Source organism: Rhodobacter capsulatus SB 1003, from assembly GCF_000021865.1.
In the GTDB taxonomy this organism is placed as follows: domain Bacteria; phylum Pseudomonadota; class Alphaproteobacteria; order Rhodobacterales; family Rhodobacteraceae; genus Rhodobacter; species Rhodobacter capsulatus_B.
This window is the reverse complement of sequence record NC_014034.1, coordinates 13,302-40,232: the sequence shown is the minus strand read 5'-3', so window position 1 is coordinate 40,232 and position 26,931 is coordinate 13,302. Positions and strand designations below refer to the sequence as shown.

23 protein-coding genes are annotated in these 26,931 nt (G+C 65.7%); 14 read left to right on the top strand and 9 right to left on the bottom strand.

Annotated elements, in window-relative coordinates; all coding sequences use genetic code 11:
- Positions 1-29 precede the first annotated feature (29 nt).
- Positions 30-1,133 carry an alpha/beta hydrolase gene (locus tag RCAP_RS00165; RefSeq protein WP_013065780.1) on the top strand — a complete coding sequence of 368 codons (1,104 nt, stop codon included), beginning with the start codon at positions 30-32 and terminating at the stop codon, positions 1,131-1,133.
- Here RCAP_RS00165 and RCAP_RS00160 read toward each other — a convergent pair.
- The gene (locus tag RCAP_RS00160; RefSeq protein ID WP_013065779.1) at positions 1,130-1,729 is read right to left on the bottom strand and encodes a Smr/MutS family protein; all 600 of its coding nucleotides are present in this window, start codon (positions 1,727-1,729) and stop codon (positions 1,130-1,132) included. The two genes, RCAP_RS00165 and RCAP_RS00160, sit on opposite strands and share 4 nt — an antisense overlap.
- Before the next feature lie 5 nt (positions 1,730-1,734).
- On the bottom strand, positions 1,735-2,394 hold the full coding sequence (locus RCAP_RS00155; protein WP_013065778.1) for a Tim44/TimA family putative adaptor protein: 660 nt from the start codon (positions 2,392-2,394) through the stop codon (positions 1,735-1,737).
- Positions 2,395-2,504: 110 nt separating this feature from the next.
- Here RCAP_RS00155 and RCAP_RS00150 point away from each other — a divergent pair, with 110 nt between their 5' ends.
- The 5 genes from RCAP_RS00150 to RCAP_RS00130 all read left to right on the top strand — a co-directional run bounded on the left by RCAP_RS00150 (position 2,505) and on the right by RCAP_RS00130 (position 9,590).
- Positions 2,505-2,996 carry an FxsA family protein gene (locus RCAP_RS00150; RefSeq protein WP_013065777.1) on the top strand — a complete coding sequence of 164 codons (492 nt, stop codon included), beginning with the start codon at positions 2,505-2,507 and terminating at the stop codon, positions 2,994-2,996.
- Between the two features lie 49 nt (positions 2,997-3,045).
- A complete protein-coding gene (gene secB, locus RCAP_RS00145) occupies positions 3,046-3,540 on the top strand; it encodes a protein-export chaperone SecB (RefSeq protein WP_013065776.1) in 495 nt (164 codons plus the stop codon).
- A 115-nt stretch (positions 3,541-3,655) separates the two neighbouring features.
- Complete coding sequence (locus RCAP_RS00140; protein WP_013065775.1) at positions 3,656-4,186, top strand: isopentenyl-diphosphate Delta-isomerase; 531 nt, start codon at positions 3,656-3,658, stop codon at positions 4,184-4,186.
- 131 nt (positions 4,187-4,317) lie between these two features.
- The gene (locus RCAP_RS00135; protein ID WP_187148636.1) at positions 4,318-6,090 is read left to right on the top strand and encodes an autotransporter assembly complex protein TamA; all 1,773 of its coding nucleotides are present in this window, start codon (positions 4,318-4,320) and stop codon (positions 6,088-6,090) included.
- A 29-nt stretch (positions 6,091-6,119) separates the two neighbouring features.
- Positions 6,120-9,590, top strand: coding sequence for a translocation/assembly module TamB domain-containing protein (locus tag RCAP_RS00130; protein WP_187148635.1), 3,471 nt, complete (start codon positions 6,120-6,122; stop codon positions 9,588-9,590).
- On the opposite strand, the gene RCAP_RS00125 is transcribed toward RCAP_RS00130, so the two are convergent.
- Positions 9,584-10,474, bottom strand: coding sequence for a LysR family transcriptional regulator (locus RCAP_RS00125; RefSeq protein ID WP_013065772.1), 891 nt, complete (start codon positions 10,472-10,474; stop codon positions 9,584-9,586). The two genes, RCAP_RS00130 and RCAP_RS00125, sit on opposite strands and share 7 nt — an antisense overlap.
- A gap of 78 nt (positions 10,475-10,552) precedes the next feature.
- Here RCAP_RS00125 and RCAP_RS00120 point away from each other — a divergent pair, with 78 nt between their 5' ends.
- Entirely contained in the window at positions 10,553-11,773 is a 1,221-nt protein-coding gene (locus tag RCAP_RS00120; RefSeq protein WP_023910767.1) for an acyl-CoA dehydrogenase, read from the top strand.
- On the opposite strand, the gene RCAP_RS00115 is transcribed toward RCAP_RS00120, so the two are convergent.
- The gene (locus tag RCAP_RS00115; RefSeq protein ID WP_013065770.1) at positions 11,767-12,576 is read right to left on the bottom strand and encodes a YihY/virulence factor BrkB family protein; all 810 of its coding nucleotides are present in this window, start codon (positions 12,574-12,576) and stop codon (positions 11,767-11,769) included. The genes RCAP_RS00120 and RCAP_RS00115 overlap by 7 nt on opposite strands.
- Positions 12,577-12,673: 97 nt before the next feature.
- Here RCAP_RS00115 and mgrA point away from each other — a divergent pair, with 97 nt between their 5' ends.
- Together mgrA and RCAP_RS00105 are read left to right on the top strand one after the other, a co-directional pair.
- Positions 12,674-13,702 (top strand): L-glyceraldehyde 3-phosphate reductase, encoded by a 1,029-nt coding sequence (gene mgrA / locus RCAP_RS00110; protein ID WP_013065769.1) that lies wholly within the window; start codon positions 12,674-12,676, stop codon positions 13,700-13,702.
- Positions 13,675-15,012, top strand: a complete 1,338-nt coding sequence (locus tag RCAP_RS00105) for a cytochrome-c peroxidase (RefSeq protein ID WP_013065768.1) — start codon at positions 13,675-13,677, stop codon at positions 15,010-15,012. The genes mgrA and RCAP_RS00105 overlap by 28 nt, the downstream gene beginning before the upstream one ends.
- On the opposite strand, the gene RCAP_RS00100 is transcribed toward RCAP_RS00105, so the two are convergent.
- Positions 15,009-16,496, bottom strand: coding sequence for a CRTAC1 family protein (locus RCAP_RS00100; RefSeq protein WP_013065767.1), 1,488 nt, complete (start codon positions 16,494-16,496; stop codon positions 15,009-15,011). The two genes, RCAP_RS00105 and RCAP_RS00100, sit on opposite strands and share 4 nt — an antisense overlap.
- Positions 16,493-17,761 (bottom strand): ROK family transcriptional regulator, encoded by a 1,269-nt coding sequence (locus RCAP_RS00095; protein WP_013065766.1) that lies wholly within the window; start codon positions 17,759-17,761, stop codon positions 16,493-16,495. The genes RCAP_RS00100 and RCAP_RS00095 overlap by 4 nt, the downstream gene beginning before the upstream one ends.
- Before the next feature lie 219 nt (positions 17,762-17,980).
- On the opposite strand from RCAP_RS00095, the gene xylF reads away from it, so the two are divergent.
- From xylF to xylA, 5 genes are all read left to right on the top strand, one after another.
- Positions 17,981-19,000, top strand: coding sequence for a D-xylose ABC transporter substrate-binding protein (gene xylF / locus RCAP_RS00090; protein WP_013065765.1), 1,020 nt, complete (start codon positions 17,981-17,983; stop codon positions 18,998-19,000).
- A 79-nt stretch (positions 19,001-19,079) separates the two neighbouring features.
- Positions 19,080-20,369, top strand: a complete 1,290-nt coding sequence (locus RCAP_RS00085) for a sugar ABC transporter permease (RefSeq protein ID WP_013065764.1) — start codon at positions 19,080-19,082, stop codon at positions 20,367-20,369.
- Complete coding sequence (locus tag RCAP_RS00080) at positions 20,366-21,127, top strand: ATP-binding cassette domain-containing protein (protein WP_013065763.1); 762 nt, start codon at positions 20,366-20,368, stop codon at positions 21,125-21,127. The genes RCAP_RS00085 and RCAP_RS00080 overlap by 4 nt, the downstream gene beginning before the upstream one ends.
- Positions 21,127-22,563: a xylulokinase gene (gene xylB / locus RCAP_RS00075; protein ID WP_013065762.1), complete on the top strand. Its 1,437-nt coding sequence runs from the start codon at positions 21,127-21,129 to the stop codon at positions 22,561-22,563. Before RCAP_RS00080 ends, xylB begins: the two co-directional genes overlap by 1 nt.
- Complete coding sequence (gene xylA / locus RCAP_RS00070) at positions 22,560-23,861, top strand: xylose isomerase (RefSeq protein ID WP_013065761.1); 1,302 nt, start codon at positions 22,560-22,562, stop codon at positions 23,859-23,861. The genes xylB and xylA overlap by 4 nt, the downstream gene beginning before the upstream one ends.
- A 30-nt stretch (positions 23,862-23,891) precedes the next feature.
- Here the strand turns inward: xylA and RCAP_RS00065 are convergent, their stop codons facing one another.
- The 3 genes from RCAP_RS00065 to RCAP_RS00055 are packed head-to-tail and all read right to left on the bottom strand — an operon-like array spanning position 23,892 to position 26,886.
- On the bottom strand, positions 23,892-25,028 hold the full coding sequence (locus RCAP_RS00065; RefSeq protein ID WP_013065760.1) for an ABC transporter permease: 1,137 nt from the start codon (positions 25,026-25,028) through the stop codon (positions 23,892-23,894).
- Positions 25,025-25,942, bottom strand: a complete 918-nt coding sequence (locus RCAP_RS00060) for an ABC transporter ATP-binding protein (RefSeq protein ID WP_013065759.1) — start codon at positions 25,940-25,942, stop codon at positions 25,025-25,027. Before RCAP_RS00060 ends, RCAP_RS00065 begins: the two co-directional genes overlap by 4 nt.
- The gene (locus tag RCAP_RS00055; RefSeq protein ID WP_013065758.1) at positions 25,939-26,886 is read right to left on the bottom strand and encodes an HlyD family secretion protein; all 948 of its coding nucleotides are present in this window, start codon (positions 26,884-26,886) and stop codon (positions 25,939-25,941) included. The genes RCAP_RS00060 and RCAP_RS00055 overlap by 4 nt, the downstream gene beginning before the upstream one ends.
- Positions 26,887-26,931: the final 45 nt, after the last annotated feature.

Here is a 26,931-nt window from a genome sequence, read left to right as displayed (position 1 = left end):
TCGGGGAGGCATGTGCTATCCTCCCCGACATGCAGAGCCGTCTTCTTGTCGTTGCCGCCTTTCTTGCCCTGATCAGCTGCGCCCCGCGCGGAGAGATCGCCTATACGCCCGAGCCAAGCGCCGATATCCGGCCGGTCTTTGTCGGCTCGACCCGGGGGCTGGACCCGGAAACCGGGGCGGAATTCGGCCACAGCCGCAGCGAGACGCTGCAGCGGGCGCGGTTCGATGTCTCTGTTCCGCCCGATCGCGGCACGGGGCAGCTGAGCTATCCGTTGCAGGGCCGCAAGATCGATCCGCGCAAAGATTTCGTTCTGGCGGGATCGCAGAAATACCCCGGGGCGGAGGCGTTTCAGGCCGCTTTGCGGCAGAGCCTGAAAAAAAGCGGCGGCGAGGCCGTCGTTTTCGTGCACGGGTTCAACAACACCTTTGCCGAGGGGCTGTATCGTCTGGCGCAGATGGGCGTCGATTTCGACCTGCCGAAGACGCTGGTCTATTACGCCTGGCCCTCGCGCGGGCAGCTGCTTGGCTATGCCTATGACCGCGATTCCGCGATTTTCGCCCGCGACGGCCTGCGCGAGACCCTGCGCGAGCTGCACCGGGCCGGGGCAAAGCGCATCCTGCTGGTCGGGCATTCGATGGGGTCGTCGGTCACCATGGAAACCCTGCGCGACATGGCGCTCTCGGGCGAAAGGTCCACGCTGGCCGAGCTGGAGGGGGTGATCCTGATTTCGCCCGATATCGACGTTGACATGTTCCGCGAACAGGCCCGCACGATCGGGCAGCTGCCGCAGCCCTTCGTCATTTTCACCTCGAAAAAGGACAAGGCCTTGCTGCTGTCGTCGAAAATCGCGGGGGAACCGGACCGGCTTGGCACGTTGCAGGATCTGCGCCGGGTGGCCGACCTCAAGGTGACGATGATCGACACCGGGGCGTTTTCGACGGCGGATGGCCATTTCAACGTGGCGAACAACCCGGCGCTGATCCGGCTTCTGGGGCAGACCGGGCAGGTCGTGAAGATCCTCGAAGGCGATCAGACCGGCAAGCGCAATCTTGCGGCGGGGGTGGTGCTGTCGGTGCAGAATGCCACGCGGATCGTGCTGTCGCCGATCACCGCGCTGGGCGGAGCGAATTAACGCATCCGACGCAGATAGACGTAATAGGCGCCGGAGCCGCCGTGTTTCAGATGCGCCTCGGTCACCTGCATCACCACGGCGCCGAGCGGCGGCAGGCGCAGCCACTGCGGCACCTGATGGCGCAGCACGCCCTGACGCTGCGGAATCGGCCCGTCATCCAGGCCGCGCTTGCCCTTGCCGGTGATCACCAGCACCAGACGGCAGCCGCGATCCTGCGCCGAGAGCAGAAAATGCGTCAGCTCCGGATGCGCCTGCGACAGCGTCATGCCATGCAGGTCGATCCGCGCCTCGGGTTCCAGCTTGCCGCGGCTCATTTCCCGGTGGGTCTTGCGGTCCATCACGATCGGCTGGCGGTGCAGCTGGTCCGAAATCGACGGCGCCAGATCGAGCCGCCAGGCCAATTCCGGCGCCTGCTGACCGACGCGGAAATCCTTCATTTCGAAGCGGGGCTTTTTCGGCGGATGGTGGGGCGGATGCGCCGGATCAGGCTCTGTTTCGGCGGAAATCGGCGCGTGACGATGCATCGCCTGCGTCGTGGCGGCCACTTTTTCCCAAAGATCGCGATCTTCCGCCGAAAGCAGCCGCCGCCGTCGCATCTGGCTCAGCCGCCCGTGGCGACAAGCTGCCAGTTCGGATCGGAACTGCCCATCACGCGCGCAAAGGTCCAGCTGTCGCGCTGCTTGCGCGGCGCCTTCGGATCGCCCTCGACAATCTGCCCGTTCGCATCCCGCGCCACCGAGATCAGCTCGCCGCCGAACCGCACCGTCACCTCCGCCTCGCGCGAGGACTCGTTGAAGCTCGCCTCGGTCAGCACCAGCTCGCGCAGGCCAAGGAAACTTGCCTCCACGGTCAGGCCCTGCCGTTGCCGATCCGCCACCGCGGTCTCGAAGGCCTCCAGCACCTCGGGCGCCAGGAACCGCCGCACCGCGGACAGATCCCCGCGTTCGAATGCCATCAGGATCATCTCATAGGCGACCTTGGAGCCCTGCAGGAAGGCGCCGACATTGAACGTGGGCTCGACCCGTTTCATCTGCGCCAGCGCCACCGCGGCATCCGAACCCTCGGGGACATGGTCGATGATGTCATGATCGGGACCGCCCTCGATCACCTCGAAGCGGTCGGCGGCGCGGGGCCCGGGGGCTTCGACGGGCATCGGCTCGTCTTCGTAGCCCTCGCGGGTGCCCAGAACGCTCTTGAGCTTCAAGATCAGGAAGATCGCGATAGCGGCAAGAACGATCAACTGGAACAGTGCTGGGCTCATGGGCTTTTCCGCGGCGATGTTGACGATTGGAACGTGTGCTTCTCCCACTTATGTAAGGGAGCGCTTCGTTCAAGTCCACCGACGCCCTTGTCCCACCTTCGGAGGTAACAATGTGGTTTTTCATCCTGCTGATCGCCTGGCCGCTGATCGAAATCGGTCTTTTCGTCGAGATCGGCGGGCGGCTGGGGCTTTGGCCGACACTGGGGCTGGTTCTGGGCACGGCGGCGCTGGGCATCGCGGTGCTGCGCGCGCAAGGCGACCGGGCGCAGGCCGGGCTGCGCCAGGCGATGGCGGGGATCGGCAATCCGGCCGTGCCGCTGGCCGAGGAGGCGCTGATCCTCGTGGCCGGGGGGCTGCTGATTCTGCCCGGGTTTCTGACCGATACGCTCGGGCTGCTTTTGCTGGTGCCGCCGCTGCGCAGGCTGCTGATCGCGCGGCTGTCGAAACGGGTGGTGGTGCAGGGCTTTGGCCAGGGCTTCGGCACGATGGCGCAGGCGCCCCGGCCGGGTGCCGATGCCGGGCAGGTGATCGACGGCGACTTTCAGGAAATCGATCCGAAAAACCCGTCGATCAAGGGGAATTCGGGCTGGACACGCCATTGAGACACCTGCCCCGGAATGCTAGAAGATCGCAGATATTCTGGAGTGACCCATGACCGAAGTCCCGAACGAGGCGGCCCAGCCGCAGATGAAGATGAGCATCCTCGCGCAATTCGTGCGGGACATGTCGTTTGAGAATGCGGTGGCGCTGAACGGGCTGCAAAGCCCGGAAGTGCAGCCGGAAATGCAGGTGCAGGTCAGCCTCGACGCCCGCAAGCGCCCGGCCGAGCATCAGTACGAGGTGATCACCAAATTCAAGATCACCTCGACCAACAAGGCGACGAATTCGGCGCTTTACCTGCTGGAAATCGACTACGGCGGCATCTTCCACATCGAGGGCGTGCCCGAAGATCAGATGCATCCCTTCCTGCTGATCGAATGCCCGCGCCAGCTTTTCCCCTATGTGCGGCGCATTGTCTCGGATGTGACCCGCGACGGCGGTTTCCCGCCCTTCAACCTCGATCCGGTCGATTTCGTCGCGCTCTATCGGGCCGAACTGGCCCGCCGCGCCGAGGCGCAAAAGGCAAGTGAAGCATTGGTGAACTGATCAACCAAGGGTTGATATTTTCGGCGCGTCAACGTGCCTCAGGGACAAGGTGACCCGCTGACACCGCAGGCCATCGCATTCAAAATGCGATGGCTTTTGCTTTCGGGTCGGTCACATGAGTGAGCTTATACCCGCCTGGGTTGGTGACAGACTGGCTCCGGTGGACAAGTTGGAGGTGCATTTGAAAGGGCTCCGCCACAAGGCGGTGTCTGTTTTCGTCATGGATGGCGAAAACGTGCTGATCCAGCGCCGCTCGGAGGAGAAATATCACTCTCCCGGGCTTTGGGCGAACACCTGCTGCACCCATCCGGGCTGGACCGAACGCCCCGAGGAATGCGCGGTGCGGCGGCTGCGCGAGGAGCTGGGGATCACCGGGCTTTATCCCGCCCATGCCGACCGGCTGGAATATCGCGCCGATGTCGGCGGCGGCATGATCGAGCATGAGGTGGTCGACATCTATCTGGCCTATGCCAAACCGCATATGCGGATCACCCCCGATCCGCGCGAAGTGGCCGAGGTGCGCTGGATCGGCCTTTACGATCTGGCGGCCGAGGCCGGTCGGCATCCCGAGCGGTTCTCGAAATGGCTCAACATCTATCTGTCGAGCCATCTTGACCGGATTTTCGGATCGATCCTGCGCGGCTGACGGGCGCGATCGCGGAAAACGGCAAAAACCCACCGCCCGGCAAAGCTGGCTCTGGCAATCCGCGCGCAAAGCTGCATCATTCAGCCTGTATGGACCGGGGGGTGGTGGTGTCTGCGCGTCTTTCCGCAAGCGTGATCGTTTTTGTCGCCGCCTGTGCCGGGGCGGCCCTGGCCGAGACGGAGTTCCGGCTGGAGCTTCCGGCGCCCGATGCGGCGCTGTCGAGGGCGCTTTCCCAGGTGTCCCTGTCGCGCGAGGCGGCGGGCAACAAGGAGGCCGATGCCCAGGATCTGTTCGGCGCGGCACGGGCCGATTACGCCCGGCTGATCGGCGCGCTTTATGACGAGGGCCGCTATGGCGGCACGGTCTCGATCCTGATCGACGGGCGCGAGGCGGCGACGATCGCGCCGATGGATGCGCCCGCCCGGATCGGCAAGGTCGAAATCCGGGTCGATCCCGGCCCGGTGTTCCGGTTTTCCCGCGCCACGATCGGTCCGCTGGCGCCAGTGACGCAGCTGCCGCCCAGCTTTCGCGTGAGCGAGGTGGCGCGGTCCTCGGCCATCGTCGCGGCGACGGGCAACGGTGTCTCGGCCTGGCGCGATGCGGGCCATGCCAAGGCTGCGGTGGCGCGGCAGACGATCACCGCCGATCACCGCAATCAGGAACTGGCGGCCGAGATCGCGCTTGATCCCGGTCCGCAGGCCTGGTTCGGCACGCTGCAGATGACCGGCAACGAACGGCTGCGCAGCGCCCGCCTTGCGAAGATCGCCGGGTTCCCCTCGGGAGAGGTCTTCTCGCCCGCCGCCCTCGAGGAAGTCCGCAACCGGCTGCGCCGCACCGGCATTTTCAGCGCGGTGACGCTGACCGAAGCCGACACCCTGCGCGACGGCCGGTTGCTGGACGGCGAACTGACCGTGGTCGAGGCGAAGCTGCGCCGTCTCGGCTTTGGCGCCGAGGTCTCGACCTCGGATGGCGGCAAGCTCTCGGGCTATTGGCTGCACCGCAATCTGCTGGGCGGCGGCGAAAAGCTGCGGCTGGACGCCGAGGTCTCCGGTGTCGGCGTCGGCAGCGGCGGCACCGATTACAGTTTCGGCGCCCGGCTGGACCGGCCCGCCACTTTCTCGCCCGACACCGCCGCCTTCCTGAAAACCGAAATCGCCCGCGAGCACGAGGATGATTACACGCTGAGCGGTTACGGACTCAGCTTCGGGCTCAGCCATATCTTCAGCGCGAAACTCTCGGCCGAGGCCGGGATCGGCTATGAATGGGCGAAGATCGAGGATGGCGCAGGCGAGCTGATCTATCGGCAGATGACCTTCCCGATGTCCGCGACCTGGGAAAACCGCAATCTGCCCGCCGATGCGACGCGCGGAACCTATGCGAAACTCGATCTGATGCCGTTTTACGGGCTGGGCACCACCGGATCCGGGGCGCGGCTGCAGGGCGATTTCCGCGCCTATCGCGGCTTTGGCGCCAATGACCGCTTCGTGCTGGCCGGACGGGCGCAGATCGGCGGCGTTTTCGGCTCTGATCTGGCGGAAACGCCGCGGGATTACCTGTTCTATTCCGGCGGCGGCGGCACCGTGCGCGGGCAACCCTATCAGGCGCTGGGCGTCAGGGAACTGCAGGGCGGCACGCTGCACACCGGCGGCACCCGCTTTGTCGGGCTCTCGGCCGAGTTGCGCGCGGGCGTCACCGAAAAGATCGGCGTCGTTGCCTTTTACGACGCGGGCTACATCAGCGCCTCGGATTTCTTCGGCGACGGCGGCGACTGGCATTCCGGCGCGGGCCTTGGCCTGCGCTACAAGACCCCGATCGGCCCGATCCGGCTGGATGTGGCCGCCCCGGTCGATGGCTCCACGGGCGACGGCCCGCAACTCTATCTTGGCATAGGGCAGGCGTTCTGATGCGGTGGTGGCTTCTTCCCCTTCTTCTGTTGCCGCTTCCCGCCCTGGCGCAGGAGGCGGACCCCGCCCAGACCGAACGCGACCGGTCCTATCTGACCGGCCTGATCGAGGACAATCTCTCCGGCGCCGGGCGCGAGATCCGGCTGGAAGGGTTCCGCGGCGCGTTGTCCTCGCGGGCCAGTTTCGACACGCTGACGATCGCCGACGATCAGGGGGTCTGGCTGACCCTGCGCAATGGCGCCGTGACTTGGGACCGGGCGGCGCTGCTGCTGGGCCGGATTTCGGTCGAGGAACTTTCGGCCGCCGAGATCGATCTGCCGCGTCTGCCGGTGGCGCCGCCGCAGGAAACCCCGCCCGAGGCGAAACCGTTTTCCCTGCCGAAGCTGCCGGTCGCGGTCGACATCGGCTCTGTAAAGGCGGAAAAGGTGGTTCTGGGCGCGCCCGTTCTGGGGCAGGCGGCCGAATTTCAGCTGGAAGGGGCGCTGCGGCTGTCGGGCGGGGACGGTGAAACCGACCTGACCGCAATCCGCACCGACGGGCGCAAGGGGCGCTTCGCGCTCAAGGCCAGCTATGTCGAGGACAGCCGGGCGCTGCTTCTGGATATGCTCTTGACCGAAGCGCAGGACGGCATTGCCGCGGGGCTGATCGGCCTGCCGGGGCGGCCGTCGCTGACGCTGTCGATGAGCGGGTTGGGCAGTCTGGACGATTTCAAGGCCGATGTGCTGCTGGGCACTGCGGGCGTGTCGCGGATCACCGGCACGGTGGCGCTGACCGGCAAGAACGGCGCCCGGACGGTGGCGGCAAGTCTTGGCGGCGATGTCGCGGCGCTGCTGCCCGAGGCCTATCGCGACTTCTTCGGGCCCGAGACGCGGCTGGATTTTCTGGGCGAGCGCAGCACCACCGGGATGGTGCGGCTGCGCCAGCTGGATCTGCGCGGGCAGGCGGTCAGTCTCTCGGGCGGGCTTGATCTGCGCCCCGACGGTCTTCCCGACCGTTTCGATCTGACGGCAAAGCTGGGGATCGAGGGGGGCGCGCCCGTGGTTCTGCCGCTGTCCGGTGACCCGGTCAGCCTGCGCGGCGGTCAGGTGAAGCTGCGCTATGATCGCGCCACCGGCGAGGGCTGGAGCCTGGTCTCCGACCTGACCGGGCTTGCGCGCGGCGCGGATGTGCTCGACCGGCTCAGCCTGTCCGGGTCGGGCCGGATCGGGCCGCAGACGGTGGGCGGGGCCTTGACCCTGATCGCGACCGGGCTGGCCCCCGCCGATGCCGCCCTGGCCGAGGCGCTGGGCCCCTTTGCCTCGGGCAAGCTGCAATTCTTCTGGCAAAAGGGGCATCCGCTGACCGTGCCCGGCCTGACCCTTGGCACCCGCGATGCCACCGTCCGCGGCCGGTTCGCGCTGGGCGAGGATCTGGCGCTTTCCGGTCATCTCGAGGCGTCGCACCGCAAGCTGGCAAGCCTCTCCGCGCTGGCGGGCCGGGCCCTGTCCGGCTCTGTTTCGACCCATCTTGACGGCACCTATGTCCTTTCCAGCGGCGCCTTCGAGGCCGAAGCCGATCTTGACGCGACCGATCTGCATCTGGATCAGGCGCAGGCGGATGCGCTTTTGGCGGGACAGGCGAAGATCCTTCTTTCGGCGGCGCGGGATGACAAGGGTCTGACCCTGCGCCAACTGGCGGCCGAGGCCGGGGGGGCGACGCTGCAAGCCTCGGGGACGATCAGCAGCAGCGAGAGCACGCTGTCTGCCCGGCTTCAGGCGCCGAATCTCGGGCGTCTTGGCGCCGGTTACGGCGGCGCGGTGGCGATCGAGGCGCACCTGTCCGGGCCGCTCAATGCGCGGGGGATCTCGGTCAGCGGGACGGCGCGGAACATGGCGCTGCCGCAGCCGAGCCTGAACCGGATTCTGGCGGGAGAGAGCCGTTTTGCGCTGAGCTTCCGGCAAGACGGCGGCACCTTCCATCTGGCCGATCTGACCCTGTCCACGCCGCAGCTGTCCGCCTCGGCCAAGCCGCGCAAGGATCAGCCGAAGGTCTTCGATCTGTCCACCAAACTCTCGAATGTCGCGCTGCTGGCGCCCGGCTTTCCGGGGCCGCTGGCGATTTCGGGCAGCCTGACCGATCAGGGCGCCCGCTACGGGCTGGATCTGCGCGGCACCGGGCCGGGCGGCACGCAGGCGACGGTCAAGGGCACGATGGCCGCCGATGCCTCCAGCGTCGATCTGGCGATTTCGGGCCGGGCCGAGACCGCGCTGGCAAACAGTTTCATCGAGCCGCAATCGGTGCAGGGGCCGCTGACCTTCGATCTGGCGCTGAAGGGCAAGCCGGGGCTTTCGGCGCTTTCCGGGCAGGTCATGGGGTCGAACCTGCGCGTGGCGGCCCCGACTTTGGGGCAGGCGCTGAGCGATGTGGATCTGCAGGCGAAACTGGCCAATGGCACGGCGCAGCTGTCGGGTCAGGCCAGTTTCGCGGGCGGCGGCGGGCTTTCGCTGTCGGGGCCTGTCGGTCTGACCGGGCCCTTTCCGGCGAAACTGGCGCTGGTGCTGGACCGCGCCCGGCTGCGCGACCCCGAGCTTTACGACACCCGCGTCAGTGGCAAGCTGGCGGTCAACGGCGGTCTGACTGGCGCGCTGCGGATTTCCGGCGCGCTGACGCTGGAGGAAACCGAGCTGCGGATCCCCGCGGGCGGGCTGGGCGGGGCCGGGGCGATCCCCGCGATCACGCATCGGCACGAACCCGGCGCGGTGCGTCAGACGCGGCAGCGCGCGGGGCTGATTGAAACCGCCAGGGCGGCGAACGGGGGCGGCAGGGCGATCGCGCTCGACGTGTCGGTTTCCGCGCCGCAGCAGATCTTCGTGCGCGGTCGCGGGCTGGATGCCGAGCTGGGCGGGCAGCTGCGCGTCACCGGCACCACGGCGAAGATCGTTCCGGTCGGTCAGTTCAGCCTGATCCGCGGACGGCTGGACGTTCTGGGCAAGCGCTTCGATCTGACCGACGGGCAGGTGGCGCTGCAGGGCGCTCTGGTGCCCTGGGTGATGTTCAAGGCGACGACGGCGCAGGAGGATCTGGACATTTCCCTGACGCTGGAAGGCGCGGCGACCGCGCCCGATCTGACCATTTCTTCATCGCCCGAACTGCCCGAGGAAGAGGTTCTGGCCCGGCTGCTGTTCGACAAGGGGCTGACCAACCTTTCGCCGCTGCAGGCGGCACAGCTGGCCTCGGCGGTGGCGACGCTCGCGGGCAAGGGCGGCGATGGCATCGTGTCGAAGCTGCGGCAGGGCTTTGGCCTCGATGATCTCGATGTCGGCACGGATGACAGCGGCAATGCCACGGTGAAAGCGGGCAAGTATCTGGCGAAGAACGTCTATTCCGACGTGTCGGTGGACAGTTCCGGTCAGGCCGAGGTGACCTTGAACCTCGACATCACCAAACAGATCACCGCCAAGGCCTCGGTCGGTTCGGCGGGGGACAGCTCGCTTGGGGTATTCTTCGAAAAGGATTACTGAGCCGCGGCCCGGCCGATCCAGTCGCGGAACGCCACCAGCGCGGGCGAGGGGGCGACGCCCTCGGGCCAGACAAGGTAATAGGCGCCGACGCCCGAGACGGCTTCGCCCGGGGTGCGGATCAAGCGCCCCTCGGCGATTTCGGGCAGCGCCAGAAACTCGGGCAAAAGCGCGATGCCGACGCCATGCGCGGCCGCCTGCATCATCGGCGCGAATTGATCGAACATGATCCCGCGCGTGGCAGGCGCCTGCAGCCCGTGATGCGCGAACCAGGCCGTCCAGGCATTCGGGCGCGATTCCAGCTGCAACAGAGACTGATCGAGCAGATCCGTCGGGCTTTGCATCGGATGGGTGCGGGCGAAATCTTCGGAACAGGCGGCGATGATGCGTTCCTCGAACAGCAGCATCTGCTCGGCATCGGGCCAGGGCCGGATACCGAAATGGATCGCGGCATCGAAAGTCTCGGTGGCGAAATCGAAGGGCCGCAGCCGCGTGCCCAGGTTCAGCGTCACCCCCGGGTTTTCCGCCAGAAAACCGGCCAGCCGCGGCGCCAGCCAGCGCGTGCCGAAGGTGGGCAGGATGGCGAGGTTCAAAACTCCACCGCCCGGATTGGCCCGCAGCCCCAGCGAGGCGCGCGCGATCAGTTCCAGCGCCTTGCGCACGTCGCGCGCATAGGCCTGCGCCGCCTCGGTCGGCATCAGCCGCCGCCCCTCGCGCCGGAAAAGCTGCACGCCCAGTTGCCCTTCAAGGTTCTGCACCAGCCGGCTGACCGCGCCCTGCGTCAGCGACAATTCCCGCGCCGCGGCGGCGGTCGAACCAAGGCGGCAGACCGCCTCGAAGGCGGCCAGCAGCGAGACCGAGGGAATGTAGCGTCTGGGCAGGGTCATGTATGTGCTCCGTGCATCGACATAAGCCGGAATAGCGGTAGATTAGCGGTTTTTCCTCGCGCATAAAGCATCGAACGCATGGAGGACCAGATGGCCCTGAAACCCAAGGATGCCCCCGATCTTGCCCGGTTCGACTGGGATGACCCGCTGCGCCTGAATGGCCAGCTGAGCGAAGAGGAACGGATGCTGCGCGATGCGGCCCGGGCCTATGCGCAGGAAAAGCTGCAACCCCGCGTGATCCGCGCCTTTGCCGAGGAAGAAACCGATCCGGCGATCTTCCGCGAAATGGGGCAGATGGGGCTTTTGGGCGTGACCATCCCCGAGGAATATGGCGGGCTGGGCGCGTCCTATGTGGCCTATGGTCTGGTGGCGCGGGAAATCGAGCGGGTCGACAGCGGTTATCGCTCGATGATGTCGGTGCAATCGAGCCTCGTGATGTATCCGATCTATGCCTATGGCACCGAGGACCAGCGGCGGAAATATCTGCCCAAGCTCGCCTCTGGCGAATGGATCGGCTGTTTTGGCCTGACCGAACCCGATGCCGGGTCCGATCCGGCGAGCCTGAAGACCGTCGCGAAGAAGACGGCCGATGGCTATGTGCTGACGGGGTCCAAGATGTGGATCTCGAATGCGCCGATCGCGGATGTCTTCGTCGTCTGGGCGAAATCCGAGGCGCATGGCGGCAAGATCAAGGGTTTCGTGCTGGAAAAGGGTCTGAAAGGGCTTTCGGCGCCGAAGATCGCGGGCAAGCTGTCGCTGCGGGCCTCGATCACCGGCGAGATCGTGATGGAGGGCGTCGAGGTCGGCGAAGACGCGCTGTTGCCGGGCGTCGAGGGGCTGAAGGGGCCGTTCGGCTGCCTGAACCGGGCGCGCTATGGCATCGCCTGGGGCGTGATGGGCGCGGCCGAGTTCTGCTTTCATGCGGCGCGGCAATACGGGCTCGACCGCAAGCAATTCGACAAGCCGCTGGCGCAGACCCAGCTTTATCAGCTGAAACTGGCCAATATGCTGACCGATATCACGCTGGGCCTGCAGGCGGCCTTGCAGGTCGGGCGGCTGATGGACGAGGCCAATGCCGCGCCCGAGATGATCTCGCTGATCAAGCGCAACAATTGCGGCAAGGCGCTGGAGGCGGCGCGGAATGCCCGCGACATGCACGGCGGCAACGGGATTTCCGAATCGTTCCAGGTGATCCGGCACATGGTCAACCTCGAGACGGTGAACACCTACGAGGGCACGCATGATGTGCATGCGCTGATCCTTGGGCGGGCGGTGACCGGGCTGCAGGCCTTTTATTGACGCTGCCGGTCGGCCAGTTCGGCGTTCAGCGCAGCGCCGAACAGGACCGAAAAGGCGCCAAGATAGAGCCACATCAACAGGGCGATGACCGCGCCGAGCGAGCCATAGACCTTGTTGTAGGTGCCGAAATTCGCCAGATAGGTGGTGAGGCCGATCGAGGCCCCGCCCCAGACCAGCGTTGCCACGACCGAGCCCAAAGAAAAGATCGGATCGCGGCGACGCGGGCGATAGGGGGCAAAGCGGTAAAGCACGCCCAGCACCGTCAGCATCAGCGCCACCATGGCGATCCAGGGCAGGCCCGACAGCAGCACCGTCGTCACCGCATGAAAGGGCAGGAAATTCGCCAGGATCGGCAGGGCGACGATGGTGGCCATCGCCATCAGCATCACGCCCACCAGCGCGACGGTCATCAGATAGCCGAAAAGGAAGCCGAAGATGGTGTTGCGCGGCTCTGATCCGTGGATCACGTTCAGACCCTGCACCAGCGCATCCACCCCCGCCCGCGCCGAGAAGAGCGCGAACAGCACGGACACCAGCGTCCCCCAGCCGATCACCCCGCGCGGCCCCGCCAGCAACATGCTGACCTGAGCATCCAATATCGCATAGGCCTCGGGCGGGATGAAATTCTGCGCCACCTCCAGATAGGTGCGGATGACGACCGGATCGGCGACCGTGCTCCAGATCGAGATCGTCGCGGTCAGGCCCGGAAACACCGCCAGCATGGCATAGAACGCCACCCCGGCCGAGATCAGGAAAATGTTGGTCTGGGACAACCGGTCCCGCAGTCGGAAAAGAAAATGCATGCCGCCCTCGCTGGCGCCAGCATCGCCGATTGCGCGCGGGGGCACAACTTGCGTGACGGCGCGGCCTGTGGTCTTCTGACGCAGTCTGGAGGACATGATGACCTATACCCCCGCCGAAAACCGCTATTCCCGAATGATTTACCGCAAATGCGGCGCCTCGGGGCTGAAACTGCCCGCGATCTCGCTGGGTCTGTGGCACAACTTCGGCCACGACACGCCCCATGCGGTGAAACGGGCGATCTGCCGGACCGCCTTTGATCTGGGCATCACCCATTTCGATCTGGCGAACAATTATGGCCCGCCGCCCGGCTCGGCCGAGGAGGCCTTTGGCGAGATCCTGAAGACCGATTTCGCCGGGCTGCGCGACGAGCTGATCATCTCGTCGAAGGCGGGCTATGACATGTGGCCCGGGCCCTATGGCGAATGGGGCAGCCGGAAATATCTGATCGCCTCCTGCGATCAATCGCTGAAGCGGCTGGGGCTCGACTATGTCGACATCTTCTATTCGCACCGCTTCGACCCGGAAACGCCGCTTGAGGAAACCATGGGCGCGCTGGAACAGATCTGGCGCTCGGGCAAGGCGCTTTACATCGGGATTTCGTCTTACAATTCCGAGCGCACGCGGGAAGCTGCGGCGATCCTGCGCGGCCTTGGCGTGCCGCTCTTGATCCATCAGCCGAGCTACAACATGCTCAACCGCTGGATCGAGCGTGACGGGCTGGTCGAGACGCTGGCCGATCTGGGCGTCGGCTCGATCGCCTTCACGCCGCTGGCGCAGGGCTTGCTGAGTGCGAAATATCTGAACGGCATTCCGTCGGGGGCCCGCGCGGGGCAGGGCAAGTCGCTTGATCCCGGCACGCTGACGCCGCAGGCCTTGGAGAAAATCCGCGCGTTGAACGCGATTGCCGAGCGGCGCGGGCAGACGCTGGCGCAGATGGCGCTGGCCTGGGTGCTGCGGGGGGGCATCACCTCGGCGCTGATCGGGGCCTCGAAGCCCGAACAGGTGGTGGATTGCGTCGGCGCCCTGGGCAATCTGTCCTTCACCGCCGCAGAACTGGCCGAAATCGACACCCACGCACAGGATGAGGCGATCAACCTATGGGCACGTTCGTCGGAAAATCGCTGAAACAGGCACTGTTCTGGCTGCTTTCGGGGGGGACGGCGCTGGCCGCCGACCTTCCCGCGCCGCTGAGTGATGCCGATTATGGCGCGCTGAGCATGGCCGAAGTGCGGCTTGGCCGGGATCTGTTCTATGATCCGATCCTGTCGGGCAATCGCAACATCTCTTGCGCCACTTGCCATCATCCGCGGTTCGGCACCGGCGACGGCCTCAGCCTCGGTCTGGGGGAAGGCGCGGTGGGGCTGGGCCCGGACCGGCATGTGACCGAGACGAATCTGCCCGAACAGCGCATTCCCCGCAACGCGCCGGCGCTGTTCAATCTGGGGGCGCGGGAGTTCAAGGTGCTGTTCCACGACGGCCGGATCGAGGTTGATCCGACCCGCCCCTCGGGTCTGCGCACGCCGATGGAAGAGGAAATGGTGACCGGCTTCGCCTCGATCCTTTCGGCGCAGACGATGTTTCCGGTGCTCTCGCCCGACGAGATGGCCGGGCATTACAATGAAAACGAGATTTCCAAGGTCGTGCGCGAAGGCTTCATCACCGGCCCCGATGGCGCCTGGGCGCGGATCTCGGCGCGGGTGGCAGGCATTCCGGCTTACAGGGCGGCGTTTGAAAAGGCCTATCCCGAGATTGCCGCCGGGCGGCCGATTGCCTTCACCGACATCTCGAACGCGATCGCGCAATTCGTGGCTTTCGAATGGCGGTCCGATGACAGCGCCTTTGATGCCGTCTTGCGAAAACAGGCTCTGTTTCAGTCCGAAGCGGCCAAGGGGGCGGATTTGTTCTATGGCGCGGCGGGCTGTGCGACCTGCCATTCCGGCCCGTTCCTGACCGATCATGCGTTCCATGCGACGGGTGAACCGCAGCTTGGCCCGGGCAAGGCAGAGCGGTTCGAGCGTCATTCCCGCGACGAGGGCCGGTTCCGGGTGACGAACAACCCGGCCGATATCTTTGCCTTCCGCACGCCCAGCCTGCGCAATGTCGCCCAGACCGGGCCCTGGGGCCATGCGGGCAGCCACAGGGATCTGGCCGCTTTCGTCGCCGATCATGCGCGCAGCGGCGAACAACTGGCCGGGTATGACCGAAGGCAGGTCATTTTGCCGATTCTGCCGCAGACGAAGCCCGATTGGACCTTGCTCGACACGCCCGCGGAAGTGGCGGCGATCCAGGCCGCGGCGGTGCCCCCGGCAAAGCTGACGCAAGATCAGGTGACGCAGATCGTGGCGTTTCTGACCACGCTTTCCGATCCGGTTGCACTGCAGGGGCGGCTCGGCGTGCCCGAAACCGTGCCCAGCGGTTTGCCCGTGGACCGTTAACGGCGGATCTCGGTCAGCCCGTTCAGCGTAACGGGCTGCCAATCACCCGCCGCGCCGTCGGGCCAGATCACCCGTGCCTCTGCCGATGTCCCGGCCCCCAGCCCGAAATGCAGCGGACCGGCCTTGCCCCCGGCATGCCCGCCGCCCACGGTGATTTCCTGCGCCTTGACGCCCGAAGCGGTCTTCACCTCGACCCAGGCGCCAATGGCATGTTGGTTCGGTTCCGCCTGAACAGGCTCTATTTCAGCCCAATTCCCGGTCTGCGCCGTCACATTGCGCCAAAGCTCCATCGGCGCGCGGCGGTTCATCACCACCAGATCCAAGAGCCCGTCGCCGTTCAGATCTGCCAGCGCCGCCCCCCGAGACCGTTCCCGCGTTGCCACCCCGGCCTTGTCGGCGGCTTCGTGGAACGTGCCATCCGGCCCCTGCATCAGCAGGTTGTTCGGATCATGCGAGGCGAGGCCGGGCATCTGATCGACATTGCCCTTGGAGATGAACAGATCATCGCGACCATCGTTGTCGACATCGCCGAATTCCGGGTGCCAGCCGGTCGAGGGACGGCCGTCATCGCCGATGAAAGGCCGCTGCGCGAAGGTGCCGATGCTGTAGGGCGCGTCTTCGAAATGATCGCCCCTGTTGATCTGCAACAGCTGATCGCCCATCGAGGTCATCATCACCTCGGGCAAGCCGTCGCCGGTGATGTCGCGGCTGGCAATCCCCATGCCCCAAAGCGAGACATGCGGCCAATCTGTCCGCTCGGCCAAGGGGGTCAGGCGGAACATCTGCTCGTAGCCGCCGCGGACGTAATAATGGCGGTCGTTCGACAGCCGCAACTCGGGCGTGCCCTTGCGCTGCCAGTCGGAGATCAGCGCGGACAGCGTGCAATAGCCGGGCGAAATCGTCTCTGTTTCAGCATAAACCCGGCCTTTCGGGTGAAAAAGTGCACTGTCGTCGCAGGCCATGAACGGGCCATCCGGGTTCGTCCGGTCGACGTAATTACCAAAGAAAAGCGTCGGAAAGTCCTGCCCCGGCTCCCAGGTCGCGGTGAAGGAGGTGGTCCAGTCCTCCCGCGTGGGCAGCGCCCATGTTGCCGTCGCATCTTCGAAGCGGCAGTCACCCAATCCGCGCAACAGCAGATTCGGACCGGCCCGCAGCACGGCCAGATCCATCTGCCCGTCCGAATCGATGTCGAGCGGATAGGCCCCGGTGACATGGCGCAGATCGGGCAGCCCGCCATCGGTGAAGCGCAGCGGCCCGCCCTGCTCCGAGGCATTGACGAACAGCGCCGCCGGATTTTCACCGCCTGCCGCGAACAGATCCGGCCGCCGGTCGCCGTTGCAATCGAAGACCGCAACCCCACCGCCGACGAAATGTTCCCAGCCCCCCGCATAGATCTGCCGGTGCGGCAGACCGGCGGCATCATCGACAAAAAGCGGCTCTGCACCGGCTGGAAAAGCGATCAGACAGAGCAAAACCCGTTTCATTGCGCCGCCATCTCCCGTGTCGAGCCCAGAAGCTGTTCTGTCAGCTCATGCAGCGCCAAGGCCGCCGCCCCATGCGCCCACAGCAGGTCCCCCCAGGCATGGGTCTCGATCCGCGGCCCGTCGCGGCCGGTGTCGAGCATCAATTCGTGCATCTCGGCCAGGGTCTCGGTCGCATAAAGATAGTCGTAACGCATCCGCTCGCCCGAGAGGATGATCAGCGCCGGATCGAAGAGATTGACGATGTTCGACAGCCCCACCGCCAGATACCGCCCCGCCCGCCGAAAGATCGAACGCGCGGCGGCATTGCCCGCCTTGGCGTGATCGAAGAGGCTTTCCAGCATCACGCCCACGGGCTGGGTTTCGCCAAGCGGCAGGTTCAGCGCCGTCCTGGCCTCGCGCACCAGCGCGTAATCGGCGACATAGGCTTCCAGACAGCCGCGCTGCCCGCAGCGGCACAGCGCGCCATCGAGCTGCACCTTGGTATGGCCCAGCTCCATCCCCATGCCGCGCGAGCCGCGAAAGATCCGGTGGTTGATGACAAAGCCCATGCCCAGACCGTGTTCGATCGTCACCACGGCGAAATCCGACAGCTTGCGACCGGCGCCGAACCAGAGTTCCGCCAGCGTCACCAGATTGGCGTCGTTGTCGATGAAGACGGTCAGGCCCAGCCGGTCCCGCAAGGCCGCCTGCAATCCGACGTGACGGTCGGAGAGGACGGGCGACCAATGCACCACCCCCGCTTCGGAATCGACGAAGCCCGGAACGCCGAGGCCCAGTGCCAGAATTGCCTCGCGGTCGACGCCGCCCTTGGCGCAGACGCGGTGCAGCAGCCGCTCCGCCGCTTCGAGGATGCCGTCGATCCCCATTGCCCCGGGGCTGCGCGGGATCGCCTCTCCCGCGATCATGTTGCCGGCGAAATCGACCAGAACCGCAGTGTGCTCGCGGTCGGAAAGCTTGATGCCGACCACATGCCGGGTGTTCGGGCGCACCCGCAGCGCCACGGCCGGGCGCCCGCGGCCGCCTTCGCCCTCGCGCGTGGTCTGCACCTCCTCGAGCAGCCCGGTGTCGATCAGTTCCGAGGTGATCGTGGTGACCGAGGCCGGGCTGATGCACAGCTCTTTCGCCAGTTGCACCCGCGCCATCTGCCCGGCGGCCCGGACCCGTTCGAAGATCTGCTGACGCAGCGGCCGGGCGGTTTCCGACAGCGGCTGAATCAGCGGACCGCAGCCGAGAGAGGCCTTGCCGATCTGGGAGATCTTCTTCATCGCGGCGTCTTTCGTTCAATGGATTAACAAAACGACGGTGCGTCAGTGCGATGCAGCGATCATTCTTGCCGCGATGCAGCTATTTCCTGCCGTTTTGTTGGTCGCCTTCATTCTCGCGCCCCATTTTTATTTTGACAACTAAAATTATTCGACTCATCCTCTTGGCATCCCGGCGAATCTGTCGGGTCGGTCCGTCGGGCCACATCTCGGGAGGAGAACATGTATAAAACCCTTTTCGCCGCCGTCGCGCTGACGGCCGGCCTTGCCACCACGGCTTTTGCCGACATGACCGTGGGCGTGTCCTGGTCGAACTTCCAGGAGGAGCGCTGGAAAACCGACGAGGCCGCGATCAAGGCTGCGCTGGAAGCCGCCGGTGCGAAATATGTGTCCGCCGATGCGCAATCGTCCTCGGCCAAGCAGCTTTCGGACATCGAATCGCTGATGGCGCAGGGCGTGAATGCGCTGATCGTGCTGGCGCAGGACACCGAGGCGATCGGCCCCGCCGTGCAGGCCGCCGCCGATGAAGGGATTCCGGTCATCGCCTATGACCGTCTGATCGAGGATCCGCGGGCCTTTTACCTGACCTTCGACAATGCCGAAGTGGGCCGGATGCAGGCCCGGGCCGTTCTGGCCGCGGCGCCCAAGGGCAATTACGTGATGATCAAGGGCTCGCCCACCGATCCGAACGCCGATTTCCTGCGCGGCGGTCAGCAAGAGGTGCTGCAGGCTGCGATCGATGCGGGCGATATCAAGATCGTCGGCGAAGCCTATACCGACGGCTGGCTGCCCGCGAACGCGCAGCGCAACATGGAACAGATCCTGACCGCGAATGACAACAAGGTCGATGCGGTCGTGGCGTCGAACGACGGCACCGCCGGGGGCGCCGTGGCCGCGCTGTCCGCGCAGGGGCTGGTGGTGCCGGTCTCGGGTCAGGACGGCGATCATGCCGCGCTGAACCGGGTCGCGCTGGGCACGCAGACCGTTTCCGTGTGGAAGGACGCGCGTGAACTCGGCAAGAACGCCGCGGAAATCGCCGTGGCTCTGGCTGGCGGCGCCGACATGAAGTCGGTCGCGGGGGCCACCGAATGGACCTCGCCCGCGGGGACGAAGATGACCGCCAAGTTCCTGACGCCGATGCCGATCACCAAGGACAACCTCTCGGTTGTCGTCGATGCGGGCTGGATCCCGAAAGAGACGCTGTGCCAGGGCGTGACCGCCGGTCCGGCCCCGTGCAATTGATCTGACCTGAACCGGGGCGGCTTCGCGGCCGCCCCCCTTCCAAAGAGCGCCGCGGCGCCCTTTTTCGATCGGACACCCCATGAACACCCCGACCCCGCAGGACGGCGGTCAAAAGCGCTCGCTTTTGCAGTCGCTCGAGTTGGACACCCGGCTTCTGGGCATGATCGGCGCCTTCGTCGTGATCTGCCTTGTCTTCAACGTGATCACCGACGGGCGCTTTCTGACGCCCCGCAACATCTTCAACCTGTCGATCCAGACCGTGTCCGTGGCGATCATGGCCACCGGCATGGTGTTCGTGATTGTCACCCGGCATATCGACCTCTCGGTCGGCGCGGTGCTGGCGATCTGCTCCTCGGTGATGGGGGTGATGCAGGTGCAGCTGCTGCCGCAAGTCTTCGGCATCGGTCATCCGCTGGTGATGCCGCTGACGGTGATCGCAGGTCTTCTGACCGGCGCTGCCATCGGCGCGCTGAACGGCTGGCTGGTGGGCTATCAGCGCATCCCGGCCTTCATCGTGACGCTGGGCGGGCTGCTCATTTGGCGCAACGTCGGCTGGTATCTGACCGACGGGCAGACGGTCGGGCCGCTCGATCAGACCTTCATGCTGTTTGGCGGCGTCGAGGGCACGGTGGGCTCGGCCCTGTCCTGGGCTTTGGCGGTTTTCTTCTCTGTTCTGGCTGTTTTCGGCCTTTGGCGGGCACGTCAGGCAAAGATCCGACATGAATTCCCGGTCAAGCCGCTCTGGGCGGAAGGGGCCTTGATGGCCACCGCCGTCGTGGCGATCCTGGGCTTTGTCGCGGTCCTGAACAGCTATGCGATCCCGGTCGGCCGTCTGAAGCGCGAATTCGACTCCCGCGGCGAGGTGATGCCCGAAGGCTATATCGATTACTTCGGCCTGCCGATCTCGGTGCTGATGCTGGTCGTCATCGTCGTGGTGATGACGCTGATCGCCCGCAAGACCCGGTTGGGCCGCTACATCTTTGCCGCTGGCGGCAACCCGGACGCGGCGGAACTGTCCGGCATCAACACCCGGATGCTGACGGTGAAGATCTTCACCCTGATGGGGGTTCTTTGCGCGATTTCGGCGATGGTGGCACAGGCGCGTCTGGCCAACCACACCAACGACATCGGCTCGCTCGATGAATTGCGGGTGATCGCCGCGGCGGTCATCGGCGGCACCGCCTTGGCCGGGGGCATCGGCACGATCTATGGCGCGGTTCTGGGCGCGGTGATCATGCAATCGCTGCAATCGGGCATGGCGATGGTCGGCGTCGATGCGCCGTTCCAGAACATCGTCGTCGGCGGCGTGCTGGTTCTGGCCGTCTGGATCGACATTCAATACCGCAAGCGCACGGGGGAAAAGGTATGAGCACCCGCGGAACCCCTCTGGTCGAGATGCGCGACATCTCGATCGCCTTCGGCGGCATCAAGGCGGTGGATCACGTCACCATCGACCTTTACCCGGGCGAGGTCGTCGGTCTTCTGGGCCATAATGGCGCGGGCAAATCGACCCTGATCAAATGCCTCTCGGGCGCCTATCAGATGGACTCTGGCGCCATCTACATCAACGGCGAAAAGGCCGAGATCCGCAATCCGCGCGACGCCCGCGCCTATAACATCGAGACGATCTATCAGACGCTGGCGCTTGCGGACAACCTTGATGCGGCCTCGAACCTGTTCCTGGGCCGCGAGCTGGTGACGCCCTTCGGTTTCGTCGACGATGCGCAGATGGAGGCCGAGACCCGCAAGATCATGGGGCGGCTCAACCCGAACTTCCGCAAGTTCAAGGAGCCGGTGAAGGCGCTTTCGGGCGGGCAGCGGCAGTCGGTGGCGATCGCCCGGGCGGTCTATTTCAACGCCAAGATCCTGATCATGGACGAACCCACCGCCGCGCTGGGCCCGCATGAAACCCAGATGGTCGCCGAGCTGATCGAGGAGCTGAAGGCGCAGGGGCTGGGGATCTTCCTGATCGAGCATGACATTCACAACGTCATGCGGCTGTGCGACCGCGCCTCGGTGATGAAGAACGGGCAACTCGTCGGCACCGTCAAGGTGAACGAGGTCACCGACGAGGACATTCTGGGCATGATCATCCTTGGCAAGAAACCCGAAGGAGTGACCTGCTGATGTATCTGGGGTTGGATCTTGGCACCTCCGGGCTCAAGGGCATTCTGATCGACGGGGATCAGAAGGTGCTGGCCGAGGCGACGGCGCCCTTGACCGTTTCCCGCCCGCAGGAGGGCTGGTCAGAACAGGCGCCTGCCGACTGGATCGGCGCGGCGGAAAAGGTGCTGGCGGAACTGGCGGGCTTCGGTCTGGGGCAGCTGCGCGGCATCGGGCTTTCGGGGCAGATGCACGGGGCGACGCTTCTGGATGCGTCGGATGACGTGCTGCGGCCCTGCATCCTGTGGAACGACACCCGGTCCCATGTCGAGGCCGCCGAACTTGATGCGAACCCGATCTTTCGGGCGCTTTCGGGCAATATCGTTTTTCCGGGCTTCACCGCGCCGAAACTGTGCTGGGTGGCCCGGCATGAGCCCGAGATCTTTGCCCGCGTGGCAAAGGTGCTGTTGCCGAAAGACTATCTGCGGCTCTGGTTGACGGGCGAGCATGTGGCGGAAATGTCGGATGCCGCGGGGACGGCCTGGCTGGATGTCGGCCGCCGAGACTGGTCCGAAGATCTGCTGAAAGCCTCGTGCATGCGGCGCGATCAGATGCCGCGTCTGGTCGAGGGATCCGAGGTTTCGGGCCAGATCAGAGCCGAATTGGCGGCGCGGTTCGGGATGCCTGCGGGGGTCGTCGTGGCCGGGGGCGGGGGCGACAATGCCGCCTCGGGCATCGGTGTCGGCGTGGTCAAGGCCGGTCAGGCTTTCGTGTCGTTGGGCACCTCGGGCGTGCTCTTTGCCGCGAATGACGGCTATCAGCCCGATGCCGCGACCGCCGTACATACCTTTTGCCACGCGCTGCCGGGGACCTGGCATCAGATGGGGGTGATCTTGGCCGCCACCGATGCGCTGAACTGGTTTTCGCGCATCGCGGGGGCTTCGCCCAAGGAGCTGACCGCGGGTCTGGGGCCGCTGCAGGCGCCCGGAAAGACCCGATTCCTGCCCTATCTGGGCGGAGAGCGCACGCCTTTGAACGATGCCGCCATTCGCGGCGCCTTCATCGGCCTTGAACATGCGACCGACCGCGCGGCTGCGACGCGGGCGGTGCTGGAAGGCGTGACCTTTGCCATTCGCGATTGCCGCGATGCTCTGGCCGCGACCGGCACGAAGATCGAAAGCCTGCTGGCCGTCGGTGGCGGCTCGAAATCGACCTATTGGTGTCAAGCGATCGCGACGGCGCTTGGCACGCCTGTTTCCCTGCCGGTGGCGGGGGATTTCGGCGGGGCCTTTGGCGCCGCGCGACTGGCCTTGATGGCCGCGACCGGGGCAGGGGCCGAAGTGGCCTCGCAACCGGTGATTTCAGCCGTGATAGAGCCTGTTTCGGCGCTGTCATCGGCATTCGACGAAGGCCATGCCCGCTACCGCGCGGCACAGGCCGCAATCCGGGGACTGACATGACCGACTTCTTCAAGGGTATTCCGCAAATCCGCTATGAAGGCCCGAATTCGACCAATGAATTCGCCTTCCGGCACTACAACCCCACGGAAGTGGTGATGGGCAAGACCATGGCCGAGCATCTGCGCTTTGCCATCGCCTGGTGGCACAGCTTCGCCTGGCCGGGCGGCGACCCGTTCGGCGGTCAGACGTTTGATCGGCCGTGGTTTGGCGACACGCTTGATCTGGCGAAGCTGAAAGCCGATGTCGCCTTCGAGATGTTCGACATTCTCGGCGCGCCGTTCTTCTGCTTCCACGATGCCGACATCCGCCCCGAGGGCAGGGATTTCGCGGAAAACACCCGCAATCTGGAAGTGATCGTCGATTACATCGGCGAGAAGATGGCGGACTCGAACACCAAGCTTCTGTGGGGCACGGCGAATCTCTTCAGCCACCGCCGCTTCATGTCGGGCGCGGCGACGAACCCCGATCCGGAGGTCTTTGCCTGGTCTGCCGCGACGGTGAAGACCTGCATGGATGCCACGCACAAGCTTGGCGGCGCCAACTATGTGCTTTGGGGCGGCCGCGAGGGCTATGAAACGCTTCTGAACACCGATCTGACCCGCGAGGCGGAACAGGCCGGGCGCTTCCTGCAGATGGTCGTCGACTACAAGCACAAGATCGGCTTCAAGGGCACGATCCTGATCGAGCCGAAACCGCAGGAGCCGTCGAAGCACCAATATGACTACGATGTGGCGACGGTTTACGGCTTCCTGAAACGCTTCGGGCTGGAAAACGAGGTCAAGGTGAACATCGAACAGGGTCACGCGATCCTGGCCGGGCACAGTTTCGAGCATGAACTGGCGCTGGCGGCTTCGCTTGGCATCCTTGGTTCGATTGACATGAACCGCAACGATTACCAATCGGGCTGGGACACCGACCAGTTCCCGGATTCGGTTCCCGAGATGGCGCGGGCCTATTACGAAGTGCTGAAAGCGGGCGGCTTCACCACCGGCGGCACCAATTTCGACGCGAAGATCCGCCGTCAGTCGATCGACCCGGAGGATCTGATCCTCGGCCATGTCGGCGCGATGGATGTCTGCGCCCGGGCGCTGAAGGCGGCGGCGGCGCTTTTGGAAGATGGCGGGCTCGAAGCCAATCGCAAGGCGCGTTATGCGGGTTGGGACACGGCCGAGGCAAAGGCGATGCTCGGCTCGGATCTGGCCTCGATCGAGGCGCTGGTGCGGGCGAAAGGCATCAACCCGCAGCCGAAATCCGGGCGGCAGGAGCGGCTGGAAAATCTGTGGAACCGGTTCGTCTGAACCATGAAAGGGCCGCTCCGGCGGCCCTTTTCAATCCAGCGTCTGGCGAAACCGGCTGAGCGCCAGAAGCGAGAAGAAGATGGCAAAGCCGGTCAGCGTCAAAAGCGGCTGCGCGATATCGGCAAGCGTCGCCCCCTTCAGCATCACCCCGCGGATCAGGCGCAGGAAATGGGTGAGGGGAAGCGTTTCTCCGATCCATTGCGCCCAGGTCGGCATGCCGCGAAACGGGAACATGAAGCCCGAAAGCAGGATCGAGGGCAGGAAGTAAAAGAAGGTCAGCTGCATCGCCTGCATCTGCGTCCGGGCCAGTGTCGAAAACACATAGCCCAGCACGACAAGCGCCATCACGAAGACCAGAACCCCCAGCATCAACAGCCACAGGCTGCCGACAAAGGGCACGCCGAAAATCGTTTTCGCCGCCGTCAGCACCACGCTGACCTGCACCGCGCCGACGACGAAAAAGGGCAAAACCTTGCCCAGCATCACCTCGATCGGGGTGACCGGCATCGACAGCAGGTTTTCCATCGTGCCGCGCTCGATTTCCCGCGTCAGCGCCATCGCGGTCATCATCACCATCGTCATCTGCAAGATCACCCCCAGAAGCCCGGGGACGATGTTGTATTGCGTGAGGCCCTCGGGGTTGTAGCGGCGATGCACGACGACCTCGAGCTTTTGTGCCGCGCTGGCGGCCGCCTCGGCCTCGGTGCCGCTTTCGCGCAGCAAAGCCTGCGCCGCGACGGTGCCAAGGGTGCCAATGGCGCCCGAGGCGACGGCGGGGTCGGTCGCGTCGGCCTCGATCAGGATCTGCGGATGTTCGCCGCGGATGACCTTGCGGCCGAAATCCGAGGGCACGGTGACGACGAAACTGACCTGTCCGGTGGCGATCAGCCGCTCGGCCTCGGTCGCCGTGACCTGCGGATGGGTGAAGCGGTAATAGCCGGTCAGTTCCAGCGCGGAAACCAGCGCCCGGGAATAGCGGTCCTGCGCGGGGGCGACCAAAGCGGCGGGCAGGCCCTTGGGGTCGTTGTTGATCGCGAAGCCGAAAAGCATCAGCTGCATCAAGGGCACGCCCAGCATCATCGCAAAGGTGATGCGGTCGCGGCGCATCTGCAGCGCCTCCTTGCGGATGATGGTGAAGAGGCGGCGAAAGGACAGGAACCGGGTCATGCCATGTTGTCCCTTGCGGCGCCCATCAGCTGGATGAACACGTCTTCCAGGCTGGTTTCGGCCGCGATCATGCTGGCTCCGGTGGCGGCGGCGACCTCGGCCGCGGCCTGGCGCAGCGCGGCGCCGTCGCGGCCGATCACATGCAGATCGGCGCCCCAATGCGCCACCTGATCGACGCCCGGGCGGTTGAGAAGGAGGGCCTGCGCCTCGGCGGTGCGGGGGCCGCGCAGGATCACGGTGACCAGACCGGCGGCGGCGATCACCTCGGCCACCGTGCCCTGCGAGATCAGCTTGCCGTAAGAGATATAGTTGATGCGGTGGCAGCGCTCGGCCTCGTCCATGTAATGGGTGGAGACGAGGACGGTCAGGCCGGTGGCGGCGCGGGCGTGGATTTCATCCCAGAAGTCCCGCCGCGCCTTCGGATCGACGCCTGCGGTGGGCTCGTCGAGCATCAGGAGTTTCGGGCGGTGCATCAGGCAGGCGGCCAAGGCAAGCCGTTGCTTCCAGCCGCCCGAGAGCGATCCGGCCAGCTGTGCGCGGCGGCTGGTCAGGCCCAGATCCGCGAGCGTTTCGGTCACGGCATCGGCGGGCAGGCCGTAGACACCCGCGACGAAGCCCAGATTTTCCGCGATGGTCAGGTCTTCATAGAAACTGAAGCGCTGGGTCATGTAGCCGACTTCGCGTTTGATCGCGGCCTGATCGCGCAAGATATCGTGGCCCAGCACGCGGCCTTCCCCCGCATCTGGGGTGAGCAGCCCGCACATCATGCGGATTGTCGTCGTTTTGCCGGATCCGTTCGGGCCCAGAAAGCCGACGATCTCGCCCGGTTGCACGGTGATCGAGACCCGGTCCACCACCACCCGCTTGCCGAACCGCTTGGTCAGATCGGTCACGGCGATGGCGGGCAGGCTCATTTGCGCGCCTCGGCCAAGCTTACATCGACGATCTGCCCCGGTTTCAGCGCCGTCGTGTCATCGGGGCGGGCTTCGAGCAGATAGACCAGCTTCTGCCGGTTCTGCAGCGAATAGATCACCGGCGGGGTGAATTCCGGCCCGTCGGCGACATAGGAAACCGTGGCGGTCAGACCCGGGGCGCAGCCGTCGCAATGCACCTTCAGCTTCGTGCCGGTGTGCACCTGCGCCAGCTGCGATTCGGGCAGATACAGCCGCAGCTTCACCGCATGGTCGGGCAGCATCGTCAGGATCGGCGCCGCCGGTCCCGAGATTTCCCCCGGCCGCCGCAGCAGATCCGAAATCACCCCGTCGGCGGGGGCGGTCAGGCTGCGCTTTTCCAGCACCCATTGCGCCTGTTCCAGCCCGGCCTGACCGGCGCGGACGGCGGCCTCGGCGGCGGCGATCTCGGCCTTGCGGGCGGGCAGGCGGGCCACCGCCAGATTGGCCTCGATCTCGGCCACTTTCGCCTGCGCCATGGTCAGGGCGGTCTGCGCATCCTCGCGCTGGGCCGAGGTCGCCGCGCCGCGGCTCTCCAGCGCCGCAAGCCGCAGCGCGCTGCGCTCCGACTCGCTCGCCTGTGCCCGGGCCGAGGCCAGCGAGGCTTCGATCCCCCGGATTTCCTCGGGCCGCTTGCCCTCGCGCAGGTTTTCCAGCTGGTTTTCCGCCTGGGCCAGAGCGGCCCTTGCCTGATCGACCGCGATCCGCGCATCGCGGTCTTCCTGTTTTGCCAGCGGTGCCCCCGCCCGCACCCTTTGCCCGCGCGTGACCGACAGGCTGGCCAGTTCCGCCACCGAGACCGGGGCGATCATCACATGGTCGCCCTCGACATAGCCGGTCGCCATCGGTGGCGGCGCGGCGCAACCGCTCAGCAGCGTGGCGATCAGGGGCAGCGCGCACGGCGTCATTGCGGGAACCTCCCTCTGGCGGCGCTCAGGCCCGGCAGATTGGCC

What these genes read in the sequence shown, in the direction of transcription:
- RCAP_RS00055 (WP_013065758.1), bottom strand. Translation starts at nt 26,886, where the DNA reads ATGACGCCGTGCGCGCTGCCCCTGATCGCCACGCTGCTGAGCGGTTGC.
- RCAP_RS00160 (WP_013065779.1), bottom strand. Translation starts at nt 1,729, where the DNA reads ATGCGACGGCGGCGGCTGCTTTCGGCGGAAGATCGCGATCTTTGGGAA.
- xylF (WP_013065765.1), top strand. Translation starts at nt 17,981, where the DNA reads ATGTATAAAACCCTTTTCGCCGCCGTCGCGCTGACGGCCGGCCTTGCC.
- mgrA (WP_013065769.1), top strand. Translation starts at nt 12,674, where the DNA reads ATGACCTATACCCCCGCCGAAAACCGCTATTCCCGAATGATTTACCGC.
- RCAP_RS00115 (WP_013065770.1), bottom strand. Translation starts at nt 12,576, where the DNA reads ATGCATTTTCTTTTCCGACTGCGGGACCGGTTGTCCCAGACCAACATT.
- RCAP_RS00120 (WP_023910767.1), top strand. Translation starts at nt 10,553, where the DNA reads ATGGAGGACCAGATGGCCCTGAAACCCAAGGATGCCCCCGATCTTGCC.
- RCAP_RS00065 (WP_013065760.1), bottom strand. Translation starts at nt 25,028, where the DNA reads ATGACCCGGTTCCTGTCCTTTCGCCGCCTCTTCACCATCATCCGCAAG.
- RCAP_RS00165 (WP_013065780.1), top strand. Translation starts at nt 30, where the DNA reads ATGCAGAGCCGTCTTCTTGTCGTTGCCGCCTTTCTTGCCCTGATCAGC.
- RCAP_RS00140 (WP_013065775.1), top strand. Translation starts at nt 3,656, where the DNA reads ATGAGTGAGCTTATACCCGCCTGGGTTGGTGACAGACTGGCTCCGGTG.
- RCAP_RS00125 (WP_013065772.1), bottom strand. Translation starts at nt 10,474, where the DNA reads ATGACCCTGCCCAGACGCTACATTCCCTCGGTCTCGCTGCTGGCCGCC.
- RCAP_RS00105 (WP_013065768.1), top strand. Translation starts at nt 13,675, where the DNA reads ATGGGCACGTTCGTCGGAAAATCGCTGAAACAGGCACTGTTCTGGCTG.
- RCAP_RS00150 (WP_013065777.1), top strand. Translation starts at nt 2,505, where the DNA reads ATGTGGTTTTTCATCCTGCTGATCGCCTGGCCGCTGATCGAAATCGGT.
- RCAP_RS00060 (WP_013065759.1), bottom strand. Translation starts at nt 25,942, where the DNA reads ATGAGCCTGCCCGCCATCGCCGTGACCGATCTGACCAAGCGGTTCGGC.
- secB (WP_013065776.1), top strand. Translation starts at nt 3,046, where the DNA reads ATGACCGAAGTCCCGAACGAGGCGGCCCAGCCGCAGATGAAGATGAGC.
- RCAP_RS00155 (WP_013065778.1), bottom strand. Translation starts at nt 2,394, where the DNA reads ATGAGCCCAGCACTGTTCCAGTTGATCGTTCTTGCCGCTATCGCGATC.
- RCAP_RS00080 (WP_013065763.1), top strand. Translation starts at nt 20,366, where the DNA reads ATGAGCACCCGCGGAACCCCTCTGGTCGAGATGCGCGACATCTCGATC.
- RCAP_RS00095 (WP_013065766.1), bottom strand. Translation starts at nt 17,761, where the DNA reads ATGAAGAAGATCTCCCAGATCGGCAAGGCCTCTCTCGGCTGCGGTCCG.
- RCAP_RS00085 (WP_013065764.1), top strand. Translation starts at nt 19,080, where the DNA reads ATGAACACCCCGACCCCGCAGGACGGCGGTCAAAAGCGCTCGCTTTTG.
- RCAP_RS00100 (WP_013065767.1), bottom strand. Translation starts at nt 16,496, where the DNA reads ATGAAACGGGTTTTGCTCTGTCTGATCGCTTTTCCAGCCGGTGCAGAG.
- xylB (WP_013065762.1), top strand. Translation starts at nt 21,127, where the DNA reads ATGTATCTGGGGTTGGATCTTGGCACCTCCGGGCTCAAGGGCATTCTG.
- xylA (WP_013065761.1), top strand. Translation starts at nt 22,560, where the DNA reads ATGACCGACTTCTTCAAGGGTATTCCGCAAATCCGCTATGAAGGCCCG.